Consider the following 19,361-nt stretch of genomic DNA (forward strand, 5'->3'; position numbering starts at 1 on the left):
TCGGAAGTCCTCGGCTTCCTGCGCCGCTCCGTCGACGAGCTGGGCCAGACCATCGTCATGGTCACCCACGACCCCGTCGCCGCCGCCTACGCCGACCGCGTGCTGTACCTGGCGGACGGCCGGCTGGTGGACGACATGGCGCACCCGACGGCGGATCTGGTGCTGGACCGGATGCGGCGCTTCGACGCGCACGGGCGGGTGTCGTGACCGTGCTGAAGACGTCGATGCGGAGCTTTTTCTCCCATAAGGGGCGGATGGCTCTGTCGGGCATCGCGATCGTGCTGTCCGTCGCGTTCGTGTGCGGCACGCTGGTGTTCACGGACACGCTGAACAGCACGTTCGACAAGTTCTTCGCCTCCACGGCGTCCGATGTGACGGTCGGGCCCGAGGAGGAGGAGAACGGACAGGAGACCGGCCGCGAGGGGACGCTGCCGGAGGGCGTCGTGGACCGGGTGCGGGCCGTCGACGGGGTGGAGTCGGCCGAGGGTGTGGTGATCAACACCAGCATCACGGTCGTGGACGGCGATGGGGAGAGCGTCGGGTCCGCCAACGGGGCCCCGACGATCGGCGCCGACTGGGGACCGGACACGCAGCGTTCGATGGAGCTGACCGAGGGCCGCGAGCCGGGCGGCCCCGGTGAGGCGCTGCTGGACGCGGACACCGCGCAGCGGCAGGGCGTCGCGATCGGCGACGAGCTGGAGATCGTCGCGGTGTCCGGCCGGCACGCGGTGACGGTGACGGGTCTGGTGGAGTTCAGCAGCACCAACCCGGGGGCGCCCTACCTGCTGCTCGAACCGGCGGCGGCGCGCACGGCGCTGCTGGGGGCGGCGGACGTGATCAGCTCGGTGCACGTGACGGCGGCGGACGGTGTCGCGGACGAGGAGTTGAAGGAACGGATCGGGGCGGCGCTCGGCGGCGGGTTCGACATCGACACGCGGGCGGAGAACGAGGAGGCGATGGCGGACGACGTCGGCGGCTTCCTCGACGTGATGCGCTACGCGATGCTGGGCTTCGCCGGGATCGCGGTGCTGGTGGGGGTCTTCCTCATCGTCAACACCTTCTCCATGCTGGTCGCCCAGCGCACCCGCGAGATCGGCCTGATGCGGGCCATCGGATCGAGCCGCCGCCAGGTCAACCGTTCGGTGCTGGCCGAGGCGCTGCTGCTCGGCGTGCTGGGCTCGATCGTGGGCATCGGGGCCGGGGTGGGCCTGGCCGTGGGCCTGATGAAGGCGATGAACTCGGCCGGGATCAACATGGACACCTCCGAGTTGACGGTGACCTGGTCGACGCCGGTCGCGGGCCTGCTGGTCGGGGTGGTGGCGACGGTGCTCGCCGCGTGGCTGCCGGCGCGGCGCGCGGGCCGGGTGTCGCCGATGGCGGCGCTGCGGGACGCGGGAACGCCGGGGGACGCGGCGGCGGGCCGGGTCCGCGGGGCGCTGGGTCTGGTGCTGACCGGGGCGGGCGCGGCCTGCCTGGTGGCGGCGGCCGGTGCCGAGGAGTCGGGGGAAGGTTCACTGTTCCTTTCCGGCGGGCTGCTGCTGACGCTGTTCGGGGCGATCGTGCTGGCTCCGCTGCTGGCCTCGGGCGTGGTGCGGGTGCTGGGCGCGGTGGTGCTGCGGGTGTTCGGTCCTGTGGGCCGGATGGCCGGGCGGAACGCGCGGCGCAACCCGCGGCGCACGGGCGCGACGGCGGGCGCGCTGATGATCGGGCTCGCGCTGGTCGGTTCGCTGTCCGTAGTCGGTTCCTCCGTGGTGGCGTCCGCGTCGGACCAGCTGGACCGTTCCGTGGGGGCGGACTTCATCATCGACACCTCGGGGCAGCTGATCACGCCGGAGGCGGCCGAGGCGGTGCGTTCGACACCGGGCCTGGCGCACGTCACGGACTACACGGTGGTGTCGGTGGAGCTGACGACCCCGGACGGGAGGACGACGGCGCAGGACGTGACGGCGGCCGACCCGACGTACGCGCAGGATCTGCGGGCGCCGACGGTGGCGGGGGAGCTGCCGGCGGCGTACGAGCCGGACCACCTGTCGGTGGGCGAGACGTTCGCGGAGGAGCACGGCCTGTCGGTGGGCGACGAGCTGACCGCGCGGTTCGTCGGCGGCGACGAGGGCGTGCGGCTGACGCTGGGCGCGATCACCTCGGACCGGACGCTGATCGACTCGCAGGCGATGTACCTGTCCACGGACACGGCGAGGGCGCATCTGCCGGCGGAGAAGATGCCGCTGAACATGGTGATGTTCGCGAAGGCCGAGGAGGGCCAGAAGGACGCGGTCTACGCGGAGTTGCGGGAGCGCATGGCGCCGTTCCCGCAGTACGAGGTCAGCGACCAGGCGGACTACAAGCAGGCGCTCGAGGACGAGATCGGGATGCTGCTGAACATCGTGTACGCGCTGCTCGCGCTGGCGATCATCGTGGCGGTTCTGGGCGTCGTCAACACGCTGGCGCTCTCGGTCGTCGAACGGACGCGGGAGATCGGCCTGATGCGGGCGATCGGCCTCTCGCGGCGGCAGCTGCGGCGCATGGTGCGACTCGAATCCGTGGTGATCGCGCTGTTCGGCGCGCTGCTCGGGCTCGGGCTCGGCCTCGGCTGGGGGGCGACGGCGCAGCGGGTGCTCGAGCAGGAGGGGTTCACGGTGCTGGAGACCCCGTGGCCGACGATCCTCACGGTCTTCGCGGGCTCCGCGGTGGTGGGCCTCGCGGCGGCGCTGTTCCCCGCGTTCCGCGCGGGGCGGATGAACGTGCTGCGGGCCATCGCCACGGACTGAACGCGTCCGTTGCCGACGCGGCCGTCCGGTCCCTTGCGGTGGGGGGACCGGGCGGCCGTTCTCCGTACTCGGCCGGCACTCGGCCGGCGTCAGGCGCCGGCGGCGAGCTGGCGGCTGCGGTCGCGGGCCGCTTCGAGTGCGGCGATGAGCGCGGCGCGGACGCCGTGGTTCTCCAGCTCGCGGATGGCGCTGATGGTCGTGCCCCCCGGGGAGGTGACGGCCCCGCGCAGGGTGACGGGGTGCTCGCCGCTGTCCCGCAGCATGACGGAGGCGCCGATCGCGGCCTGGACGATCAGGTCGTGCGCCTTGTCGCGGGGCAGGCCGAGCAGGATGCCGGCGTCCGTCATCGCCTCGACGAGGAAGTAGAAGTAGGCCGGTCCCGAGCCGGACAGCGCGGTGGCGGCATCCTGCTGGGACTCGGGCAGGCGCAGGGTCTTGCCGACACCGTTGAAGATGTCCTCGGCGTGCGCCAGGTGCTCCTCGGTGGCGTGGGTGCCGCCGGAGATCACGGACATGGCCTCGTCGACGAGGGCCGGGGTGTTGGGCATGACGCGCACCACGGGCGTCCCCGGGGTGAGGTGCGACTCGACGAAACCGGTGGTGATGCCCGCGGCGGCCGAGATCACCAGCCGGTCGGCGGGGGTGTGCGGGGCCAGCTCGTCCAGCAGCGCGGCCATGTCCTGCGGCTTGACGGCCAGGATCAGGATGTCGGCGTTCTTGGCGGCCTCGGCGTTGCCGACGGTCTCCACGCCGTGCCTGGCCCGCAGGGCCCGGGCGCGCTCGGCACGGCGGACGGTGACGAGCAGGTCGGCGGGGGCACGCCCGGCCCTGAGCATGCCGCCGAGCAGGGCCTCACCGATCTTCCCGGTGCCGAGAACGGCGATCTTGTGGGTCATGAGAGGGCTCACTCACTCGCTTCCCTGTGGTCGAAAGGGCGTCCTCATCCTCGCATCAGCGGATGACGACGGTGAGCCGGACGGTGTAGTCCTCGGTGACCTGCCCATCGGGGAACTCGGCGCGCACGGCCTCCTCCTCGGCGGCGAGGATGGGGCGGGACTTCTCGGGGCCGAGGACGGCGAGCCAGGAGTGGGTGGCGAGGTTGGCTATGTGGGCGGCCAGCGGGATGGTGCGGCGCCAGCCGACCTCCCGGTGGACGGGGGCCAGGCCGAGCCCGAGGCCGCGCAGCAGGGCCGGCGCGGTCGTGGTGATGTCCTCGCGGCGGAACTCGCTCAGGCGCTCCGCCAGCCGCCGTTCCTGCGCGTCGGCCCACCGGACGGAACGGTCGCGCACGTTCCACCACAGGGCGAGCGCCCCGCCCGGGCGCAGCACGCGCAGCGCCTCGGGGACGGAGCGGGCCGGGTCGGTCCAGTGCCACGCCTGGGCGTAGGTGACCAGGTCGAACGAGCCGGCGGCGAACGGCAGCGCGTCGCCCGAGCCGCGGACGAGGGGCACATCGGGCAGGGCGGCGCGGAACTGCGCGGCCATGCCGGGTCCTGGCTCCGCGGCGACGACGCGGGCGCCCCGTTCGTGCAGGGGTGCGGCGCCCTTGCCGGTGCCGGCCCCCACGTCCAGCACGGCGGAGCCGGCCAGGGGCCGCCCGGACAGCTCCTCGACGGCGTCGTAGAGGGCGGGCGGGTAGGTGGGGCGCAGGGCGGCGTACTCGGCGGCGATGGCGTCGAACGAGGTGGCAAGGTCGGACGTGGTCGTCATGACCGGTCAACTCCCCGGCTGGGACCGCCTTGAACCGGACGGGTCCGTGCCGGGGCGCGGCCTGGGGTGTTCGAGGGGGAAGCCGTCGTTCGCGTAGTTGCCGCGCGGCGCCGGCCGCAGGCGGCGGACGAGTCGGTGCAGGCCGCGCATGTCGGTGCTCCTCAGCTGTGGGTTTCCGAAGGTCGTTGCGCGGTGCGTCAGTCCAGCTCGCGCATCATGCGTTCCATCGAGGCGACGGACTTGCGGGTCTCCCCCAGCTCGTCGGTGTAGCGGCGCAGAATCTCCGTGTTGTCCTCCAGCAGCTCCGCGTACTTGACGCTCAGACGCTTGTACTCGTCCTCGCGCGAGGCGAGCATGCGGGCGCGCCAGGTGGCGGCGATCTGCCAGACGACCACGATGAGCAGCGCGAAGACGCCTGCGGTGCCGAGCCCGGCCGCCCAGACGCCCGCGGGGTCGTCCGCCAGGGTGGTCAGCGAATCGTTCACTGCGCTTCCTCTTTCTGCCGCTGCCGGTCGGCCGTCGCCGTGACCGTCTCGGCAGCCTCCGCGATGGTGCGCGGCGTCAGTTCGTAGATGAAGGGCGCCACCTCGAAGAACTTCATGGCCTTGCCGTCGGCGGACAGCTCCAGCGTGCCGACGACGAGCCCGGCGGCCTCCAGCCGCTGCAGATGCATGTGCAGCAGCGGGCGGCTCATGCCGATCTCGCGGGCGAGCCTGCTGACATAATTCCGCTCGGCGGCGAGCGCGGCGACGATCCGCATGCGATGCGGATTGCCGAGGGCGGCCAGCACTTTCAGCAGCTCGTCCCCGCTCATCGCGACCCCTCCGCTTTCCGGTGGTGCGTCTTCAGGCTCGCAGCGGCCCACCCACCTGTCAATCGGAACTGACACATGTCCGGGTCGGCTCAGGGGGAACCCTTAGGCGCGCTTGCCCCTTCTCCTGCGGGCCGGGTGCCCGGAACGCTTCGCGGTACGCCTGCGGTGCCGGGCGACAGCCGTCTCGTAGTCCAGCCGCCGCAGCTTCTCGCCCGGCGCCTCCACGGTGCTGCGCAGCGCGTACGCCAGGAAGACGCCGACGAAGCCGACCACCTTGATGCTGCGGAACGCCGACTCGTCCACCGCGTTCTCCGGGGCGGGGCGCGTGTACCTGATCCAGGTGCGGGTCGCGGCCATCGCGGTGCAGATGGCGAAGGCGATGACGACCATGGCGCGCAGCCAGCCCGCGGTCTCGGAGCTGTCGAGGCCGGAGTAGCCCAGGAACAGCAGCGTCCCGCCCATGGCCGCGAGCAGCAGCGCGGCCACGGTGAGCCCGGCGCGGCGTGCCCCGTATCCGCCGCTGTGATCGACCCAGGAGACGCCGTAGAACCTGATGGGCTCCGGCCGGGGTTCGTCGTCGGCCGCGCCGTCCGGCGGGCTCTGCGGGTGCGAGGTGGACATGCGAACGATTATGACGGGCGGGTTTCCGGCGCCGCTCCCCGGTTCCGTCGGTTGGGGCGGTTCCGCCGGTTCCGCCGGTTCCCCGCCCGTTCCCCTGCCCGTTCCTCACCCGTTCCTCACCCGTTCCCCGCCGGGGACCGGTGCGCGGGGCGCCGTCGTACGCTGTCCCCGGCACAAGGGCATCGGGCACAACGGGGGAGATGCTGCCATGACGGACAACCGCGGCCTGGTGCCGCAACGGCTGGGCGAGTACGTGCTGGAGCGGCGGCTCGGCAGCGGCGGCATGGGCGTGGTGCACCTGGCACGGACGGTGACCGGGCGGCGGGTGGCGATCAAGGTGATCCGGCCCGAGTACGCCGAACACCCGGGATTCCGCGCCCGTTTCCGCCGGGAGGTGGCCGCGGCGCGGCGGGTCAGCGGCGCGTTCACGGCGCCGGTCGTCGACGCCGACCCGGAGGACGACCCGCCGTGGCTGGCCACGCTGTACGTGCCGGGCGGCTCGCTCGCGGACCGGCTGGACGCCGCGGGGCCGCTCCCGGTCGCGGAGGCGGCGCGCGTCGGCGCCCAACTGGCCGAGGCGCTGCGGGACATCCACCGCAGCGGTCTGGTGCACCGCGACCTCAAGCCGGGGAACGTGCTGCTGGCCGAGGACGGCGTGCGCGTCATCGACTTCGGCATCTCGCGGGCGATGAGCCACAGTCACCGGCTGACGGAGGCCGGGGAGGTGCTGGGCTCGCCGCCGTTCATGGCGCCCGAGCAGCTGACGGGCGCGGACGTCACCGAGGCGGCGGACGTGTTCGCGCTCGGCGCGGTGGTGGCGTACGCGGCGACCGGGCACAGCCCGTTCGAGCCGGGCACGGAGCCGGGCGGCGATCCGCTGGCGGTGGCCTACCGCGTGGTGCACGAGGAGCCGGACCTGGGCGACGTTCCCGAGCCGCTGCGGGGCCTGGTCGCGCGCTGCCTGGCCAAGGACCCGGCGCGGCGGCCCGAGGTGCCGTCGCTGCTGCGGATGGCCTCGTTCGCCGATACCGCCGTCCACACCGTCCACACCGTCCACGCCGTCCACCCCGCGCCGCCCGCCGGCCCGCCCGCGGGCGCGGCGCCGCAGGCGCCCGCGCCGGACGCGGCCGGCGCCGGGGAACCGGCGACCGGGCCCGTACGCGCCGGGCGGCGGCGCGCGCGGCTGGTGGCGGGCGCGGTGGCGCTGGCCGTGGCGGGGGCGGCGGCGACCGGCGTGTGGCTGGCCGCGCCCGCGGACCCGGACCGCCCGGCCACCGCGGGAACGACGGTCCCCGACGGCGGGGGCGAGCGGCCGGAGCCGGCCGCGGCCGGCCCGTGGGAGATCGACCTGCGGGAGTTCGGCGTCGACGACGCGATCACCGAGGGCTTCCGCTGCCGGCCCGCGGACGGCGGCCTGCTGTGCGCGCAGGGACCGGCGTTCGCGGTGCTGCTCGGGTCCGGCGGCGAGGAGGTGTTCCGGCACCGCGGCCCGCGCGACGCCGTCGGCGGCCCCGGGGCGCTGCCGGGCGAGGGCGCGGTGCTGGCGCCGTCCGCCGCTGGCGTCAGCGCGCTCGGCCGGGACGGCGCGGAGCAGTGGCGGATCGACGCGCCCGAGCTGACCGGCAGCCTGCTGCGGGTGGGCGGCTCCCTGGCCCTCCAGAACGGCGACAGCACGCTGCGCTTCTACGCCGCGGACGCGCCCGAGGCGCGGGGCGAGTGGACGGCCCCCGGGCGGTACGTCACGCAGTCGGCGAGCGGCGCGTCCCGCCTGCTGGTGGAGACCCGCGCCGACGCGACGGGCGCCGACCCGCTGCTGATGCTGCTGGACGACGTCGGCCGCGAGCTGTGGGCCGCGCCGGTCGGGCCGCCCCCCGAGGCGGTGGGCATGACCGAACTGCTGGGCATGGACGCGGACGCGGCGTACTTCCAGGAGCACGACACGGACCTGCCGGTCGTCTCGGCCGTGCTGCGCCTCGACCTGTCCTCGGGCGCGTGGCGGCGCACGGAACTGCCGCGGTCCGCCGAGCCGTACGCCTCGGCGGCGGACGGCGTGGTCTACCTGCCGGACGCCACGGGCCTGGTCACGGCCGTGGACACGGTGGCGGGCGAGGTGCTGTGGAGCAGGCCGACCGGCGCCGACCAGCCCTCGCGGCCCGCCGCGGTGGACGGCGTGCTGTACCTGACGGACGGCGAGGGGCGGCTGCACGAGGTGGCGGCGGACACCGGCGAGGTGCTGCACGTGGGCGCCGCGCATCCGGGCACCCCGGGCGCCGGCTCGGGCGGCTGGGCCCCGGCCCCGGTGATCGCGGACGGGGTGGCCTACGCGGTGACGGTGGGGAACACGCTGTACGCCCAGCCGCTGGAACGCGGTACCTAGGGTCCGCCGCCCTGCTCCGCCGCGGGGCCCTGGGCCGTTTTCTCCGCGGCCGGCCGCGGGTCCTGCGGGGCGCTCCCGGCCGGCACAGCGCTCGGCGCCGCGCTCGGCGCCGCGGTCGGGGCCTCGGCCAACTGGACCGCCGCCGGGGGACGTTCGGGGCGGTCCTGGGCGCCGCCGGGGACGCGCGCCAGGGCGCGGCCGATCGCGGCCGAGGCCGCGAAGCCCGCGCCGACCACCGCGGCGCCCCCGGCCGCGTCGAGCAGGTAGTGGTTCGCCGTGCCCATGATCACGACCGTCGTCAGCAGCGGGTAGGCGAGGCCCGCCACGCGCAGCCAGCGGTAGGGCGCGACGCGCCACAGCACGAGCGCGCACCACAGCGACCAGCCGACGTGCAGGGACGGCATCGCCGCGTACGGGTTGGTGATGCCGGTCAGGGCCCCGTACCGCGGATCGTTCAGGTCCTGCGGGCCGTTCGCGGTGTCGATGTAGCCGAGCCCCGGCATCAGGCGGGGCGGGGCCAGCGGGTACAGCCAGAAGCCGACGAGGCCGAACAGGGTGGTCAGCGCGAGCCAGCGGCGGGCGGTCCGGTACTCGGCCGGGTGCCGAACGAGCAGCCAGCCGAGGATCGTCAGCGGCACGGCGAAGTGGAACGTCTGGTAGTAGAAGTCCATCGCGTCGGACAGCCACGGTCTGGCGGCCACGGCCCGGTTGAGCGAGTGCTCGATGTCGATGTGCAGGAAGCGCTGGATGTCCAGGATCTGGTGGCCGTGCGCCTCCGCCGTGTCACGGTCGCCGCGGGCGTACGAACGCACCCAGGAGTACGCCCAGTAGCCGACGCGGATGAGGAGCAGTTCGAGCAGCAGGTTCGGCCGCGAGGCCAGCCCGGCGCGCACCGGCCGCGACCACAGCTCCGAGCCGCGCGCGAGGAAGCGGACCGCGCAGGCGGCCAGCAGGGCGGCGATGAGCGGAATGTTCTCGCCGACGACCGCGAGCGACTCCAGCTTCGGCACCAGCGCCGTGCCTTCGAGCACCAGCGCCAGCGCCACGAACACCGGCCACATCGGGCGGTCCGCGGTGCGCCGCCCGGCCCGGCCCGCGGCCGCGCACAGCAGCCACAGCTGCTGCTCCTGCCCGGCGACCGGGGTGGCGGCCAGCGCCGCGCAGCCGACGACGGCGGCGGCGAGCAGCGGCTGCCCGTCGCCCGCGTAGCGCGCGGCGCGGCGCAGCGCGAACCCGCACACCACGGTGGCCAGTACCGCGAAGGCCGCGATCTCCCCCGGGCCCGCCGCGCCGAGGCGCAGCAGCGCGCCGTGCAGCGACTGGTTGGCCGCCGCGTCCGGCGCCTCGCCGAGACCGGCCCCGGCCAGGTGGCGCAGCCAGAACGTCACGGATTCCGCGGGCCGCAGCGCCCACGCCAGCGCGGTGGCCGCGGCGAACGCGCCACCCGCCGTTCCCGCGGCGCGGCGGCGGCCGGTCAGCAGCAGCAGACCGGCGAACAGCAGCAGCGGCGGCTGGAGCGCGGCGGCCAGGCCGATGAACGCGCCCCCCGCGGCCCGCCGGGTCGCGAGCAGCCACCCGGCCAGGGCCAGCAGGATGGCGAACAGCCCGGCCTGCGCGACCGTGGCCGTCTCCCGCAGCGGCAGCGAGACGACCAGCAGGCAGAAGCCGGCGGGCGCGGCCCACCGGCGGTGGGCCGCGGGCAGGGCGCGGGCGGCGACCAGGACGAGGGCGGCGGCCGTCAGCAGCGTGAGGAGCAGCCACAGGATGCCGCGGTGCTCGGCCGGGAGACCGCCGAGCGGTTCGAGCAGCAGTCCGGCGGCGGGCGGCGCGGGCACGCCGTTCCCGGTGTGGAGCGGCGCGCTCCCGGACGGCAGCCCGGTGAGCCGTTCGTCCGGCGCGAGCCGCCACACCTCCACGGCCTGGCGGGCGGCCAGCAGCCCGGCCGCCGCCCACAGCCCCCACACCGCGTACCGGCTGCGTGTCCCGCCCCGGCCACGCCCGGTTTCCGTCTCCGCCACCCCAGCGCCCTTTGCATCACGGCCTTGCCACGACATGGCGGCCCGATGAACGCCGCCCAAAGGGAACCTACCCGGCGCACCGGGACAGCAGGTGCGGAGCCCCCCGCGGGGCGGGTCAGCCGGCCGTGCCCTCCACCGTGCCCTCCAGCTTGGCGACGTCGCGGACGGCACCCTTGTCGGCGCTGGTGGCCATGGCCGCGTAGGCGCGCAGCGCCAGGGAGACCTTGCGGTCGCGGGAGGCGGGCAGGTACCGGCCGCCGAGGGCGGCGCGGCGCTCGGCCAGCTCCTCCTCGGACACCTTCAACTCGATGGCGCGGGACGGGATGTCGATGCGGACGAGGTCGCCGTCGCGCACCAGCGCGACGGTGCCGCCGGCCGCCGCCTCGGGCGAGACGTGGCCGATGGAAAGACCCGAGGTGCCGCCGGAGAACCGGCCGTCGGTGATCAGCGCGCACGTGGCGCCGAGGCCGCGGCCCTTGAGGAACGCCGTGGGGTACAGCATTTCCTGCATGCCGGGGCCGCCGCGGGGGCCCTCGTAGCGGACGACGACCACGTCGCCCTCCTTGACGCGCTTGGCGAGGATCGCCTCGACGGCTTCCTCCTGGGACTCCACCACGACGGCAGGGCCTTCGAACGTCCAGATCGACTCGTCGACGCCCGCGGTCTTCACGACACAGCCGTCGGCGGCGAGGTTGCCGTACAGCACGGCGAGGCCGCCGTCCGCGGAGTAGGCGTGCGCGGCGCCGCGGATGCAGCCCCGCTCCGCGTCCGTGTCCAGCGACTCCCAGCGTTCGGACTGGGAGAAGGCGCTGGCGGAACGGACGCAGCCGGGCGCCGCATGGAACATTTCCACCGCCTCGGGCGCGGGCGAGCCGCCGCGGATGTCCCACTTCTTCAGCCACTCGGCGAGCGAGTCGGCGTGCACACTGTGCACGTCCTCGTTGAGCAGCCCGGCGCGCTGGAGCTCGCCGAGGATCGCGGGGATGCCGCCGGCGCGGTGCACGTCCTCCATGTGGTACGAGCCGTTCGGCGCGACCTTGCAGACACAGGGGACGCGCCGGGAGACCGCGTCGATGTCGGCCATGTCGAAGGACAGTTCGGCCTCCACGGCCGCGGCGAGCAGGTGCAGCACGGTGTTGGTGGAGCCGCCCATGGCGACGTCGAGGGCCATGGCGTTCTCGAAGGCGGCGCGCGAGGCGACGGCCCGCGGCAGCACGGTCGCGTCGTCCTGCTCGTAGTGGCGGCGGGTGACGTCGACGACCGTGCGGCCGGCCTCCTCGTACAGCGCGCGGCGGGCGGTGTGCGTGGCGAGGACGGAGCCGTTGCCCGGCAGGGCCAGGCCGAGTGCCTCGACCAGGCAGTTCATGGAGTTGGCGGTGAACATGCCGGAACAGGAGCCGCAGGTCGGGCAGGCGGCCTCCTCGATCCGCAGCAGATCCTCGTCGGAGGTCGTGTCGGCGACCGCCTCGGACATGGCGTGGACCAGGTCCAGATTGGAGCGGACCGTGCCGTCGACAAGGGTGGTCTTCCCGGCCTCCATCGGGCCGCCGGAGACGAAGACCGTCGGGATGTTCAGCCGCAGCGCGGCCATCAGCATGCCCGGGGTGATCTTGTCGCAGTTGGAGATGCAGACGAGGGCGTCGGCGCAGTGCGCCTCCACCATGTACTCCACGGAGTCGGCGATCAGGTCGCGGGAGGGCAGCGAGTACAGCATCCCGCCGTGGCCCATGGCGATGCCGTCGTCGACGGCGATGGTGTTGAACTCGCGCGGGATGCCGCCGGCCGCCGAGATGGCGTCGGAGACGATCCGGCCGACCGGCTGGAGGTGGGTGTGGCCGGGCACGAACTCGGTGAAGCTGTTGGCCACGGCGATGATGGGCTTGCCGAAGTCCTCGCGCGCTACGCCGGCGGCGCGCAGGAGGGCGCGCGCGCCCGCCATGTTGCGGCCGTGGGTGACTGTGCGGGACCTGAGCGTCGCCATGATCCGTGTCCTCTCCTGCGAAGTCCCTGCGGAAGCCGAGTGGCCCGGGCCTCCGAGGCTACGCCTTCCGCCCGCCTGCCGGGACTCGCATACCGGAATCCGAGACGCCGGACGGACGAGGTCACCCGGCGACGGAAGGCGTCACCCGGCGACGGAGGGCGGAACGGGGCCGGGTCCGGGGTCGGCGTCGGCGTCGGGGTTGGGGTCGGCGTCGGCGTCGGCGTCGGCGTCGGCGTCGGCGGGGTGCGCGGCCAGCAGCGGGAGCGGCTTCGCGCCGGGCGGCAGCGCGCTCCGCGCGGCGAGGCGCTGCTCGCACAGCCCGGCGAGCTGGTCGTAGCCCGCCTTGCCCATCAGCTCGGTCAGCTCCGGCCGGTAGGTGAGGTACAACGGCTCGCTCGCGCCGTGCGCCGCGGGCGCGCCGGTGCACCACCAGTGCAGGTCGTGGCCGCCCGGGCCCCAGCCGCGCCGGTCGTACTCGCCGATCGACACGTACAGCAACTGCTCGCCGTCCGGCTGCTCGACCCACTCGTACGTGCGGCGCACCGGCAGCTGCCAGCACACGTCGGGCTTGGTTTCGAGCGGCTCGCGGCCCTCGCCCAGCGCCAGCGTGTGCAGGGCGCAGCCCTCGCCGCCGGGGAAACCCGGCCGGTTGAGGAAGATGCAGGCGCCGGCGACGCGGCGGGTCTGGCGTTCACCGTCCTCGTCCAGCTCGGTCCAGCCGTCCTCCCCGGTGCCCTCGGCGTGGTGTTGCCAGGTCTCGGGCGTCAGCCGCGCCGCGTGCCCGGCCACGCGGCGCTCGTCGTCCTCGTCGGAGAAGTGGGCGCCCAGCGTGCAGCAGCCGTCGGACGCGCGTCCGGCGCTGATGCCCTGACAGCCGCGGCCGAAGACGCACTGCCAGCGGGAGGTCAGCCAGGTCAGGTCGCACCGGAAGACCTGCTCCGCGTCGGCGGGATCGGGGAACTCGACCCACGCCCTGGGGTGGTCGAGCGCCACCTCCTCGCCGGCCGCGCGGCGGCGCGCGCCGTCGAACTGCTGGGTAGTTCTGCCCGGCTTCGCCCTCTTCGTCTTCGCCACTACGCCAGGGTAAGGGGCGGGGTAGCGTGGACGTTCATGAGGCTCGGTGTTCTCGACGTGGGTTCCAATACGGTTCACCTGCTGGTGGTCGACGCGCATCCAGGGGCACGGCCGCTGCCGGCCTACTCGCACAAGGCGGAGTTGCGCCTCGCCGAGCTGCTCGACGAGCGCGGCGCGATCGGCGGCGACGGGGTGGACCGGCTGGTGGCCACCGTCCGGGAGGCGCTCGAGGTCGCCGAGGACCACGGGGTCGCGGATCTGCTGCCGTTCGCGACCTCCGCGGTGCGGGAGGCGAGCAACGCGGACGAGGTGCTCGGCCGGGTCGCCGACGAGACGGGGGTCGGCCTCCAGGTGCTGTCCGGGCAGGACGAGGCGCGGCTCACGTTCCTCGCGGCGCGGCGGTGGCTGGGCTGGTCGGCGGGGCGGCTGCTGATGTTCGACATCGGCGGCGGCTCGCTGGAGATCGCGTACGGCCTTGACGAGGAGCCGGACGCCGCTGCCTCGTTGCCGCTCGGCGCGGGCCGCCTGACCGCGGCGCGGCTGCCGGGCGACCCGCCCTCGCCCGCGGACGTGCGGTCGCTTCGCCGCGACGTCCGTTCGCAAGTGGCCCGCGTGGTCGGGGACTTCTCCCGCCTGGGGGCGCCGGACCGGGTGGTGGCGACCTCCAAGACGTTCAAGCAGCTGGCCAGGATCGCCGGCGCGGCGCGTTCGACGGAGGGCCTGTACGTGCGGCGCGACCTGCACCGGGCCGACCTCCAGAAGTGCGGCCAGCGGCTGGCCGAGCTGCCGGTGCGCGAACGGCAGCAGCTGCCCGGCGTTTCGGAGGGGCGGGCCCGGCAGCTGCTGGCCGGCGCGGTGGTGGCGGAGGCGGCGATGGACCTCTTCGGCGTCGAGACGGTGGAGATCTGCCCGTGGGCGCTGCGGGAGGGCGTGATCCTCCGCCGCCTCGACCGCATGCGGACGGCGTGAGGGGCGGCCCTCAGGCCGTGCGGCGGCGCAGGGTCGCGGCGCCGAGCGCGAGAACGGCGAGCGCGCTCCCGGCGACGATGACCACGTCCCGCCAGAAGTCGGCGGTAAGTTCGCTGTTGTTGAGCACTTCCGTCATGCCGTCGACCGCGTATGACATCGGCAGCACGTTGGAGGTGTACTCAAGCACCGGCTGCATGGTGTCCCGGGGCGCGAAGAGGCCGCACAGCAGGATCTGCGGAACGATCAGCGCGGGCATGAACTGGACGGCCTGGAACTCCGAGGCGGCGAACGCGGACACGAAGAGGCCGAGCGCCGTGCCCAGCAGGGCGTTGAGCAGGGCGACGAAGAGCAGGAACCAGGGCGATCCCTCGATGTCGAGGTCGAGGAACCACAGCGCGACGCCGGTGGCGAGACCGGCCTGGACGACCGCGAACGCGCCGAACGCGAGCGCGTAGCCGGCGATCAGGTCGCCCTTCCCGAGCGGCATCGTCATCAGCCGCTCCAGCGTGCCCGAGGTCCGCTCGCGCAGCGTCGCGATCGAGGTGACCAGGAACATCGTCACCATGGGGAAGATGCCGAGCAGGGCCGAGCCGATGAAGTCGAACGAGTCGCGGTCGGCGTCGAAGACGTAGTACAGCAGGACCAGCAGCAGTACCGGGACGAGCAGGAGCAACCCGATCGTCCGCGGGTCGTGGCCGAGCTGGCGCAGCACGCGGCCTGCGGTGGCCAGGGTCCTGGTCGGGCTCATCGCGACACCTCCGCCGTGCTGCCGTCGCGGCCGGCCGCCCGGTCCGCGGCCCGCCGACGGCCGCCGCTCCCGCCGGTCCCGCCGGTCCCGCCGGTCCCGCCGTTGTCCTCGTCGTCGGCCGCGTCGCCGACGAGGTGCAGGAAGGCGTGCTCGACGGAGTCGGTGCCGGTACGGGCCCGCAGCTCCTCGGGGGTGCCCTCGGCGAGGACGCGGCCCTCGCGCATCAGCATCAGCCGGTCGCAGCGGTCGGCCTCGTCCATCACGTGCGAGGAGATCAGCAGCGTGGCCCCCCGCTCGGCCGCCAGCCGGTGGAACAGATTCCACAGGCTGCGGCGCAGCACCGGATCGAGACCCACCGTCGGCTCGTCGAGCACCAGCAGCTCCGGCGCGCCCAGCAGCGCCACCGCCAGCGACACCCTGGCCCGCTCGCCGCCGGAGAGATTGGCCGCGAGGGCGTCCGCGTGGCTGTGGAGGTCGACGTCGGTGAGCGCGGCGTCGACCTGGTCCGCGCGCTCGGCGCGCGGGACGCCGAGGACGGCGGCGTAGTAGTCCAGGTTCTGTCTGGCCGTCAGGTCGAGGTAGACGGACGGGGCCTGGGTGACGTAGCCGAGGCGGTGGCGCAGCGCGGCGCTGCCGGCCCGTTCGCCCAGCACATCGAGGCGCCCCGTCACCCGAGCCTGCGCCCCCACGACCGCCCGCATCAGCGTCGTCTTGCCGCAGCCGGAAGGCCCGAGCAGCCCGGTCACGGTGCCACGCGGCACCGAGAACTCCAGCTCCTTCAGCACCGGCTTCCCGCCGCGCACGACGCCGAGATCGCGGGCGTGGACGGCCGGTGGCGGGGAGGTTCCCTCCCGATGTTTATTAACCATGCGTTTAATTTTCCTCCCGAGTGTGCCCGCGGTCAAACGGGGAAGCGGGGCCCGGCACGTAGGCTTGGCGCCGTGGCACATCAGGTACCTGTTCCGGACGCGAAGGTCGCGCTTTCGACCGCCTCCGTGTACCCGGAAAACACCGCGGCAGCCTTCGCGATAGCCGGTCAACTCGGCTATGACGGCGTCGAGGTGATGGTCTGGACGGACCCGGTGAGCCAGGACGTGGACGCCCTGCGCGACCTCTCCGAGCGCCACGGCATCCCCGTCCTGGCCGTGCACGCACCCTGCCTGCTCGTGACCCAGCGGGTATGGGGCACCGACCCGTGGCGGAAGCTGCTGCGCGCCCGCGAGGCGGCCGGGCGCCTCGGCGCCTCGACAGTCGTGGTGCACCCGCCGTTCCGCTGGCAGCGCACCTACGCCCGCGACTTCGTGCGGGGCATCCGGCGGCTCGGCGACGAGAGCGGCGTCGCCTTCGCGGTCGAAAACATGTACCCGTGGCGCTACCGCGACCGGGAGCTGCTGGCCTACTCGCCCGGCTGGGACCCGACGGAGGAGGAGTACCCCGCCTTCACGCTCGACGTCTCGCACACCGCGACATCGCGCTCCGACACCCTGGCCATGGCCGACCGCATGGGCGAGCGGCTCGGGCACGTCCACATCGCGGACGGCAGCGGCTCGGGCAAGGACGAGCACCTGATCCCGGGGCGCGGCAGCCAGCCCTGCGCCGCCCTGCTGGAACGACTCGCCGCCACCGGCTACACCGGCCACGTCGTCGTCGAGGTCAACACACGCAGGGCGGCCTCCCCCGAGGCCAGGCGGGCGGACCTCGCCGAGGCGCTCGCGTTCACCCGGCTGCACCTGGCGACCGCGCCGCCCGCGGTGAACCACGGCGCCGGCGGGGGGACCCGATGAGCACCGAACCGGCGACCGGACGGCCGGCCCGCAGGCGCGGACGGCCCTCGCGGGCCGACCTGGCCGACGGCACGCCTGCGGCGCGGGACCGCATTCTGGCCTCGGCGCGGGCCGTCTTCGCGGAGCGCGGCTACGACAAGGCGTCGATCCGCGCCATCGCGCGCGGCGCCGAGGTCAATCCGGCGCTCGTGCATCACTATTTCGGGAAGAAGGAGCAGGTCTTCGCCGCGGCGGTGGCCGACGCCACGGCACCCGCGGCCCAGGGCCTGTCGCGGGACACGCAGTTCCGGCCGGAGGAGTTCGGCGAACGGTTCACCCGGCTGTTCTTCACCATCTGGGAGAACCCGGTCACCCGCAGCCCCCTGCTCGCCGTCGTCAGATCCGCGGTGAACAACGAGACGGCCGCCGGCATCTTCCGCGGCATCGTCACCTCGCAGATGCTCGCCCGCGTCGCCGGCGGACTCGACTCCCCCGACGCCGAGCTGCGCGCGGAGCTGGCCGCCGCCCAGCTCATCGGCGCCGTGCTGCTGCGGTACGTCCTGAAGATCGAGCCGCTGGCCGGCGCCGACGCCGAGGACCTGATCCGCCGCCTGTCCCCCGTCGTCCAGCACCACCTCACGGGCACCGCGGGCCGCCCGGTCCTGCCGCCCCCGCTGCTCTCACCGTCGGCGCCGGGCCCGGCCCCCGGGACGACCGAGACCGGCACCGGCACCGGCACGGCCGTCTGACCGTGGCGCGTCAGCCCTGACCGGCGTCCTCGTCCGGGCCGGTGCCCGGCTCGCCTGGCGGCGATTCGGGCGTCTCCGGATCGTCCGGCGGCTCGGGCGGCTCGGTGCCCTCCGGGCCGCTGCCCTCGACCGTGACCACCGCGGCGGCCGGACCGACCGTGATGCGGCCCTGCCACTCCCCAGCGGGCTCGCGCGCCCGGTCCACCGTCACCTCGATCACCGCCGACTCGCCCGGCCCGAGCGTGCCGGAGGCGCGGCTCAGCGACAGCCAGGGCACGTCCGTGACGGCCGACCAGTCGACGGGCGCGCCGCCGGTGGCGGTCAGCGTGATCCGCGTGCCCGCGTCCGTCGGCACGGCATCCACCACCAGCTCCCCGGCGGCCGGCGTCTCCTCGCCCCGGTCCGCCCCGCCGTCCGTCCCGGCGTCCGCCGGGCGCCCCGCACCGTCGTCCGTGGCGTCCGGCTCCTCTTCGCCGGCCCCGTCGCGGCCGTGCCCGTCCGCCCCGGACCCGGGCTCGGCCGCCTCCGCGGAGCCCGTGCCGCTCCCGGTCCGGCCGGTCGTCTCGTACGGCCGCTCGCCGGCACCCTCGGTGCCGTGCGTCTCCGTGTCCTCGGCCGCCGCGGCGGTGTCCTCGCCCGCAGACTCGCCCTCGGGCGGCGCCCCGCGGCAGGCGGCCCACAGCGCGAGCACGGGAACGGCGACCACCGTCACGGCCACCGCCGACGTCACGACGCGGCTGCGCAGCCGTTCGCGGCGCCCCTGCTTGTCCTTGTCGAACAGCGGGAACCCGGCCCGGTCGTAACGGGGCGCGTACTGGGAACGTGCACGCCGGATCGCAAGCCGCGCGGCCTGCACCGCCGCGCGCGGGGCGGGCAGCACCGTCAGCCGGGAAGGACCGGAGGAACCGGTCGCAGGCCAGCCCACCTCGGCCGTCGCGCGCTGCGCGATCAGCCGGCAGGACGGGCACTCGTCCACGTGCCGCAGCAGCTCGCGGCGCATGGCGGGGCCGAGCAGCACGCCGCGGTCGTCGCCGGAGAGCGCCGCAGCGGCCGGGCAGCCGGCGGCGTCCACGGCGGCCAGCGCGGCGCGGGTGCGCTCCACCTCGCGCGCCGCGGCGGTCAGCAGCGTGTGGGCGGCCGGCGCGGCCAGCCGCAGCACCCGGGCCAGCTCACGGGCGGACAGCTGGTGCCGCACCGCGAGCTCGAGTGCCTCCCGCTGCTCCGGCGTCGTGCCGGCGGCCTCGGGCCAGGACAGCGCCGCCAGCTCGCGGTGGCGCCGCGCCGCGTCCTCGCCGAACGCCCGCGGCACCGGCCTGCCTTCGCCCTCTCCCTTGTGCACGGCGAGACGGCGCAGGCAGGCCCAGCGCGCCAGCGCGTACAGCCAGGCCCTGGCCAGGGCCGGATCGGCGGGCCGCCGGCCGCTCTCGTGCTGCCGCTCGGCGAGCGCGAGCGCCTCGCCCAGCGCGGCGGTGGCCGCGTCGTGCTCGCACATGACGGACAGGCAGTAGGTGAACAGCCCGTCCAGATACGCGTCGTCGTACGCGGCCTGGCGGCGGTCCTTCCGCGGCCGGGTGGCGGAAGCACCGGCGTCGGCCGGGGAGGCGGCGGTCTTGGTGGCTGGGGACGGAGCGGCGGCGGGGCGGTGCGCGCCGCGCGCCGGTCGTTCGCGGCTGCGTGTCATCAGGTGGGACGTTAAGCGCCGCGGCACCGCCACCGCCGCCGGGTCGTCCAGGTTCCTTCTAACGGGTGACGGTGGGGCGTCTGTTCCG

Annotated in this window: 16 protein-coding genes and 1 pseudogene; 6 read left to right on the top strand and 11 right to left on the bottom strand. The window is 74.7% G+C overall.

Translation table 11 applies throughout. The annotated features are described in order from the left end of the window. Both STBA_RS14895 and STBA_RS14900 read left to right on the top strand, forming a co-directional pair. Window positions 1-207, top strand: a pseudogene (locus tag STBA_RS14895) (ABC transporter ATP-binding protein); the annotation flags it as partial. Beyond that, window positions 204-2,768 carry an ABC transporter permease gene (locus tag STBA_RS14900; protein ID WP_077059715.1) on the top strand — a complete coding sequence of 855 codons (2,565 nt, stop codon included), beginning with the start codon at window positions 204-206 and terminating at the stop codon, window positions 2,766-2,768. The pseudogene STBA_RS14895 and the gene STBA_RS14900, both read left to right, overlap by 4 nt. Before the next feature lie 89 nt (window positions 2,769-2,857). Here STBA_RS14900 and proC read toward each other — a convergent pair whose 3' ends face one another. From proC to STBA_RS14925, 5 genes are all read right to left on the bottom strand, one after another. After that, on the bottom strand, window positions 2,858-3,664 hold the full coding sequence (gene proC, locus STBA_RS14905) for a pyrroline-5-carboxylate reductase (RefSeq protein WP_077059716.1): 807 nt from the start codon (window positions 3,662-3,664) through the stop codon (window positions 2,858-2,860). A gap of 55 nt (window positions 3,665-3,719) precedes the next feature. After that, on the bottom strand, window positions 3,720-4,478 hold the full coding sequence (locus tag STBA_RS14910; protein WP_077059717.1) for a class I SAM-dependent methyltransferase: 759 nt from the start codon (window positions 4,476-4,478) through the stop codon (window positions 3,720-3,722). Window positions 4,479-4,675: 197 nt separating this feature from the next. Further along, window positions 4,676-4,963, bottom strand: coding sequence for a hypothetical protein (locus tag STBA_RS14915; protein WP_077059718.1), 288 nt, complete (start codon window positions 4,961-4,963; stop codon window positions 4,676-4,678). Next, the gene (locus STBA_RS14920) at window positions 4,960-5,292 is read right to left on the bottom strand and encodes a winged helix-turn-helix domain-containing protein (RefSeq protein WP_077059719.1); all 333 of its coding nucleotides are present in this window, start codon (window positions 5,290-5,292) and stop codon (window positions 4,960-4,962) included. The genes STBA_RS14915 and STBA_RS14920 overlap by 4 nt, the downstream gene beginning before the upstream one ends. A gap of 102 nt (window positions 5,293-5,394) precedes the next feature. Continuing rightward, a complete protein-coding gene (locus STBA_RS14925) occupies window positions 5,395-5,913 on the bottom strand; it encodes a hypothetical protein (protein ID WP_077059720.1) in 519 nt (172 codons plus the stop codon). 208 nt (window positions 5,914-6,121) lie between these two features. On the opposite strand from STBA_RS14925, the gene STBA_RS14930 reads away from it, so the two are divergent. Next, window positions 6,122-8,290 (top strand): serine/threonine-protein kinase, encoded by a 2,169-nt coding sequence (locus STBA_RS14930; RefSeq protein ID WP_077059721.1) that lies wholly within the window; start codon window positions 6,122-6,124, stop codon window positions 8,288-8,290. Here the strand turns inward: STBA_RS14930 and STBA_RS14935 are convergent. From STBA_RS14935 to STBA_RS14945, 3 genes are all read right to left on the bottom strand, one after another. Further along, window positions 8,287-10,308: a phosphatase PAP2 family protein gene (locus STBA_RS14935; protein ID WP_079251930.1), complete on the bottom strand. Its 2,022-nt coding sequence runs from the start codon at window positions 10,306-10,308 to the stop codon at window positions 8,287-8,289. The two genes, STBA_RS14930 and STBA_RS14935, sit on opposite strands and share 4 nt — an antisense overlap. A 115-nt stretch (window positions 10,309-10,423) precedes the next feature. Then, entirely contained in the window at window positions 10,424-12,289 is a 1,866-nt protein-coding gene (gene ilvD, locus STBA_RS14940; protein WP_077059723.1) for a dihydroxy-acid dehydratase, read from the bottom strand. A 141-nt stretch (window positions 12,290-12,430) separates the two neighbouring features. Then, window positions 12,431-13,363 (bottom strand): hypothetical protein, encoded by a 933-nt coding sequence (locus tag STBA_RS14945; protein WP_216355929.1) that lies wholly within the window; start codon window positions 13,361-13,363, stop codon window positions 12,431-12,433. 36 nt (window positions 13,364-13,399) lie between these two features. Here STBA_RS14945 and STBA_RS14950 point away from each other — a divergent pair, with 36 nt between their 5' ends. After that, on the top strand, window positions 13,400-14,332 hold the full coding sequence (locus STBA_RS14950) for a Ppx/GppA phosphatase family protein (protein ID WP_077059724.1): 933 nt from the start codon (window positions 13,400-13,402) through the stop codon (window positions 14,330-14,332). A 10-nt stretch (window positions 14,333-14,342) separates the two neighbouring features. On the opposite strand, the gene STBA_RS14955 is transcribed toward STBA_RS14950, so the two are convergent. Together STBA_RS14955 and STBA_RS14960 are read right to left on the bottom strand one after the other, a co-directional pair. After that, on the bottom strand, window positions 14,343-15,080 hold the full coding sequence (locus STBA_RS14955) for an ABC transporter permease (RefSeq protein WP_077059725.1): 738 nt from the start codon (window positions 15,078-15,080) through the stop codon (window positions 14,343-14,345). After that, complete coding sequence (locus tag STBA_RS14960; protein WP_079251931.1) at window positions 15,077-15,949, bottom strand: ABC transporter ATP-binding protein; 873 nt, start codon at window positions 15,947-15,949, stop codon at window positions 15,077-15,079. The genes STBA_RS14955 and STBA_RS14960 overlap by 4 nt, the downstream gene beginning before the upstream one ends. 72 nt (window positions 15,950-16,021) lie before the next feature. On the opposite strand from STBA_RS14960, the gene STBA_RS14965 reads away from it, so the two are divergent. Both STBA_RS14965 and STBA_RS14970 read left to right on the top strand, forming a co-directional pair. Further along, window positions 16,022-16,864: a sugar phosphate isomerase/epimerase gene (locus STBA_RS14965; RefSeq protein ID WP_077059726.1), complete on the top strand. Its 843-nt coding sequence runs from the start codon at window positions 16,022-16,024 to the stop codon at window positions 16,862-16,864. After that, the gene (locus STBA_RS14970) at window positions 16,861-17,592 is read left to right on the top strand and encodes a TetR family transcriptional regulator (protein WP_077059727.1); all 732 of its coding nucleotides are present in this window, start codon (window positions 16,861-16,863) and stop codon (window positions 17,590-17,592) included. Before STBA_RS14965 ends, STBA_RS14970 begins: the two co-directional genes overlap by 4 nt. A 10-nt stretch (window positions 17,593-17,602) precedes the next feature. Here STBA_RS14970 and STBA_RS14975 read toward each other — a convergent pair whose 3' ends face one another. Next, entirely contained in the window at window positions 17,603-19,273 is a 1,671-nt protein-coding gene (locus STBA_RS14975; protein WP_143659485.1) for a sigma-70 family RNA polymerase sigma factor, read from the bottom strand. Window positions 19,274-19,361 lie beyond the last annotated feature (88 nt).

The organism is Streptomyces sp. MP131-18, from assembly GCF_001984575.1.
In the GTDB taxonomy this organism is placed as follows: Bacteria; Actinomycetota; Actinomycetes; order Streptomycetales; family Streptomycetaceae; genus Streptomyces; species Streptomyces johnsoniae.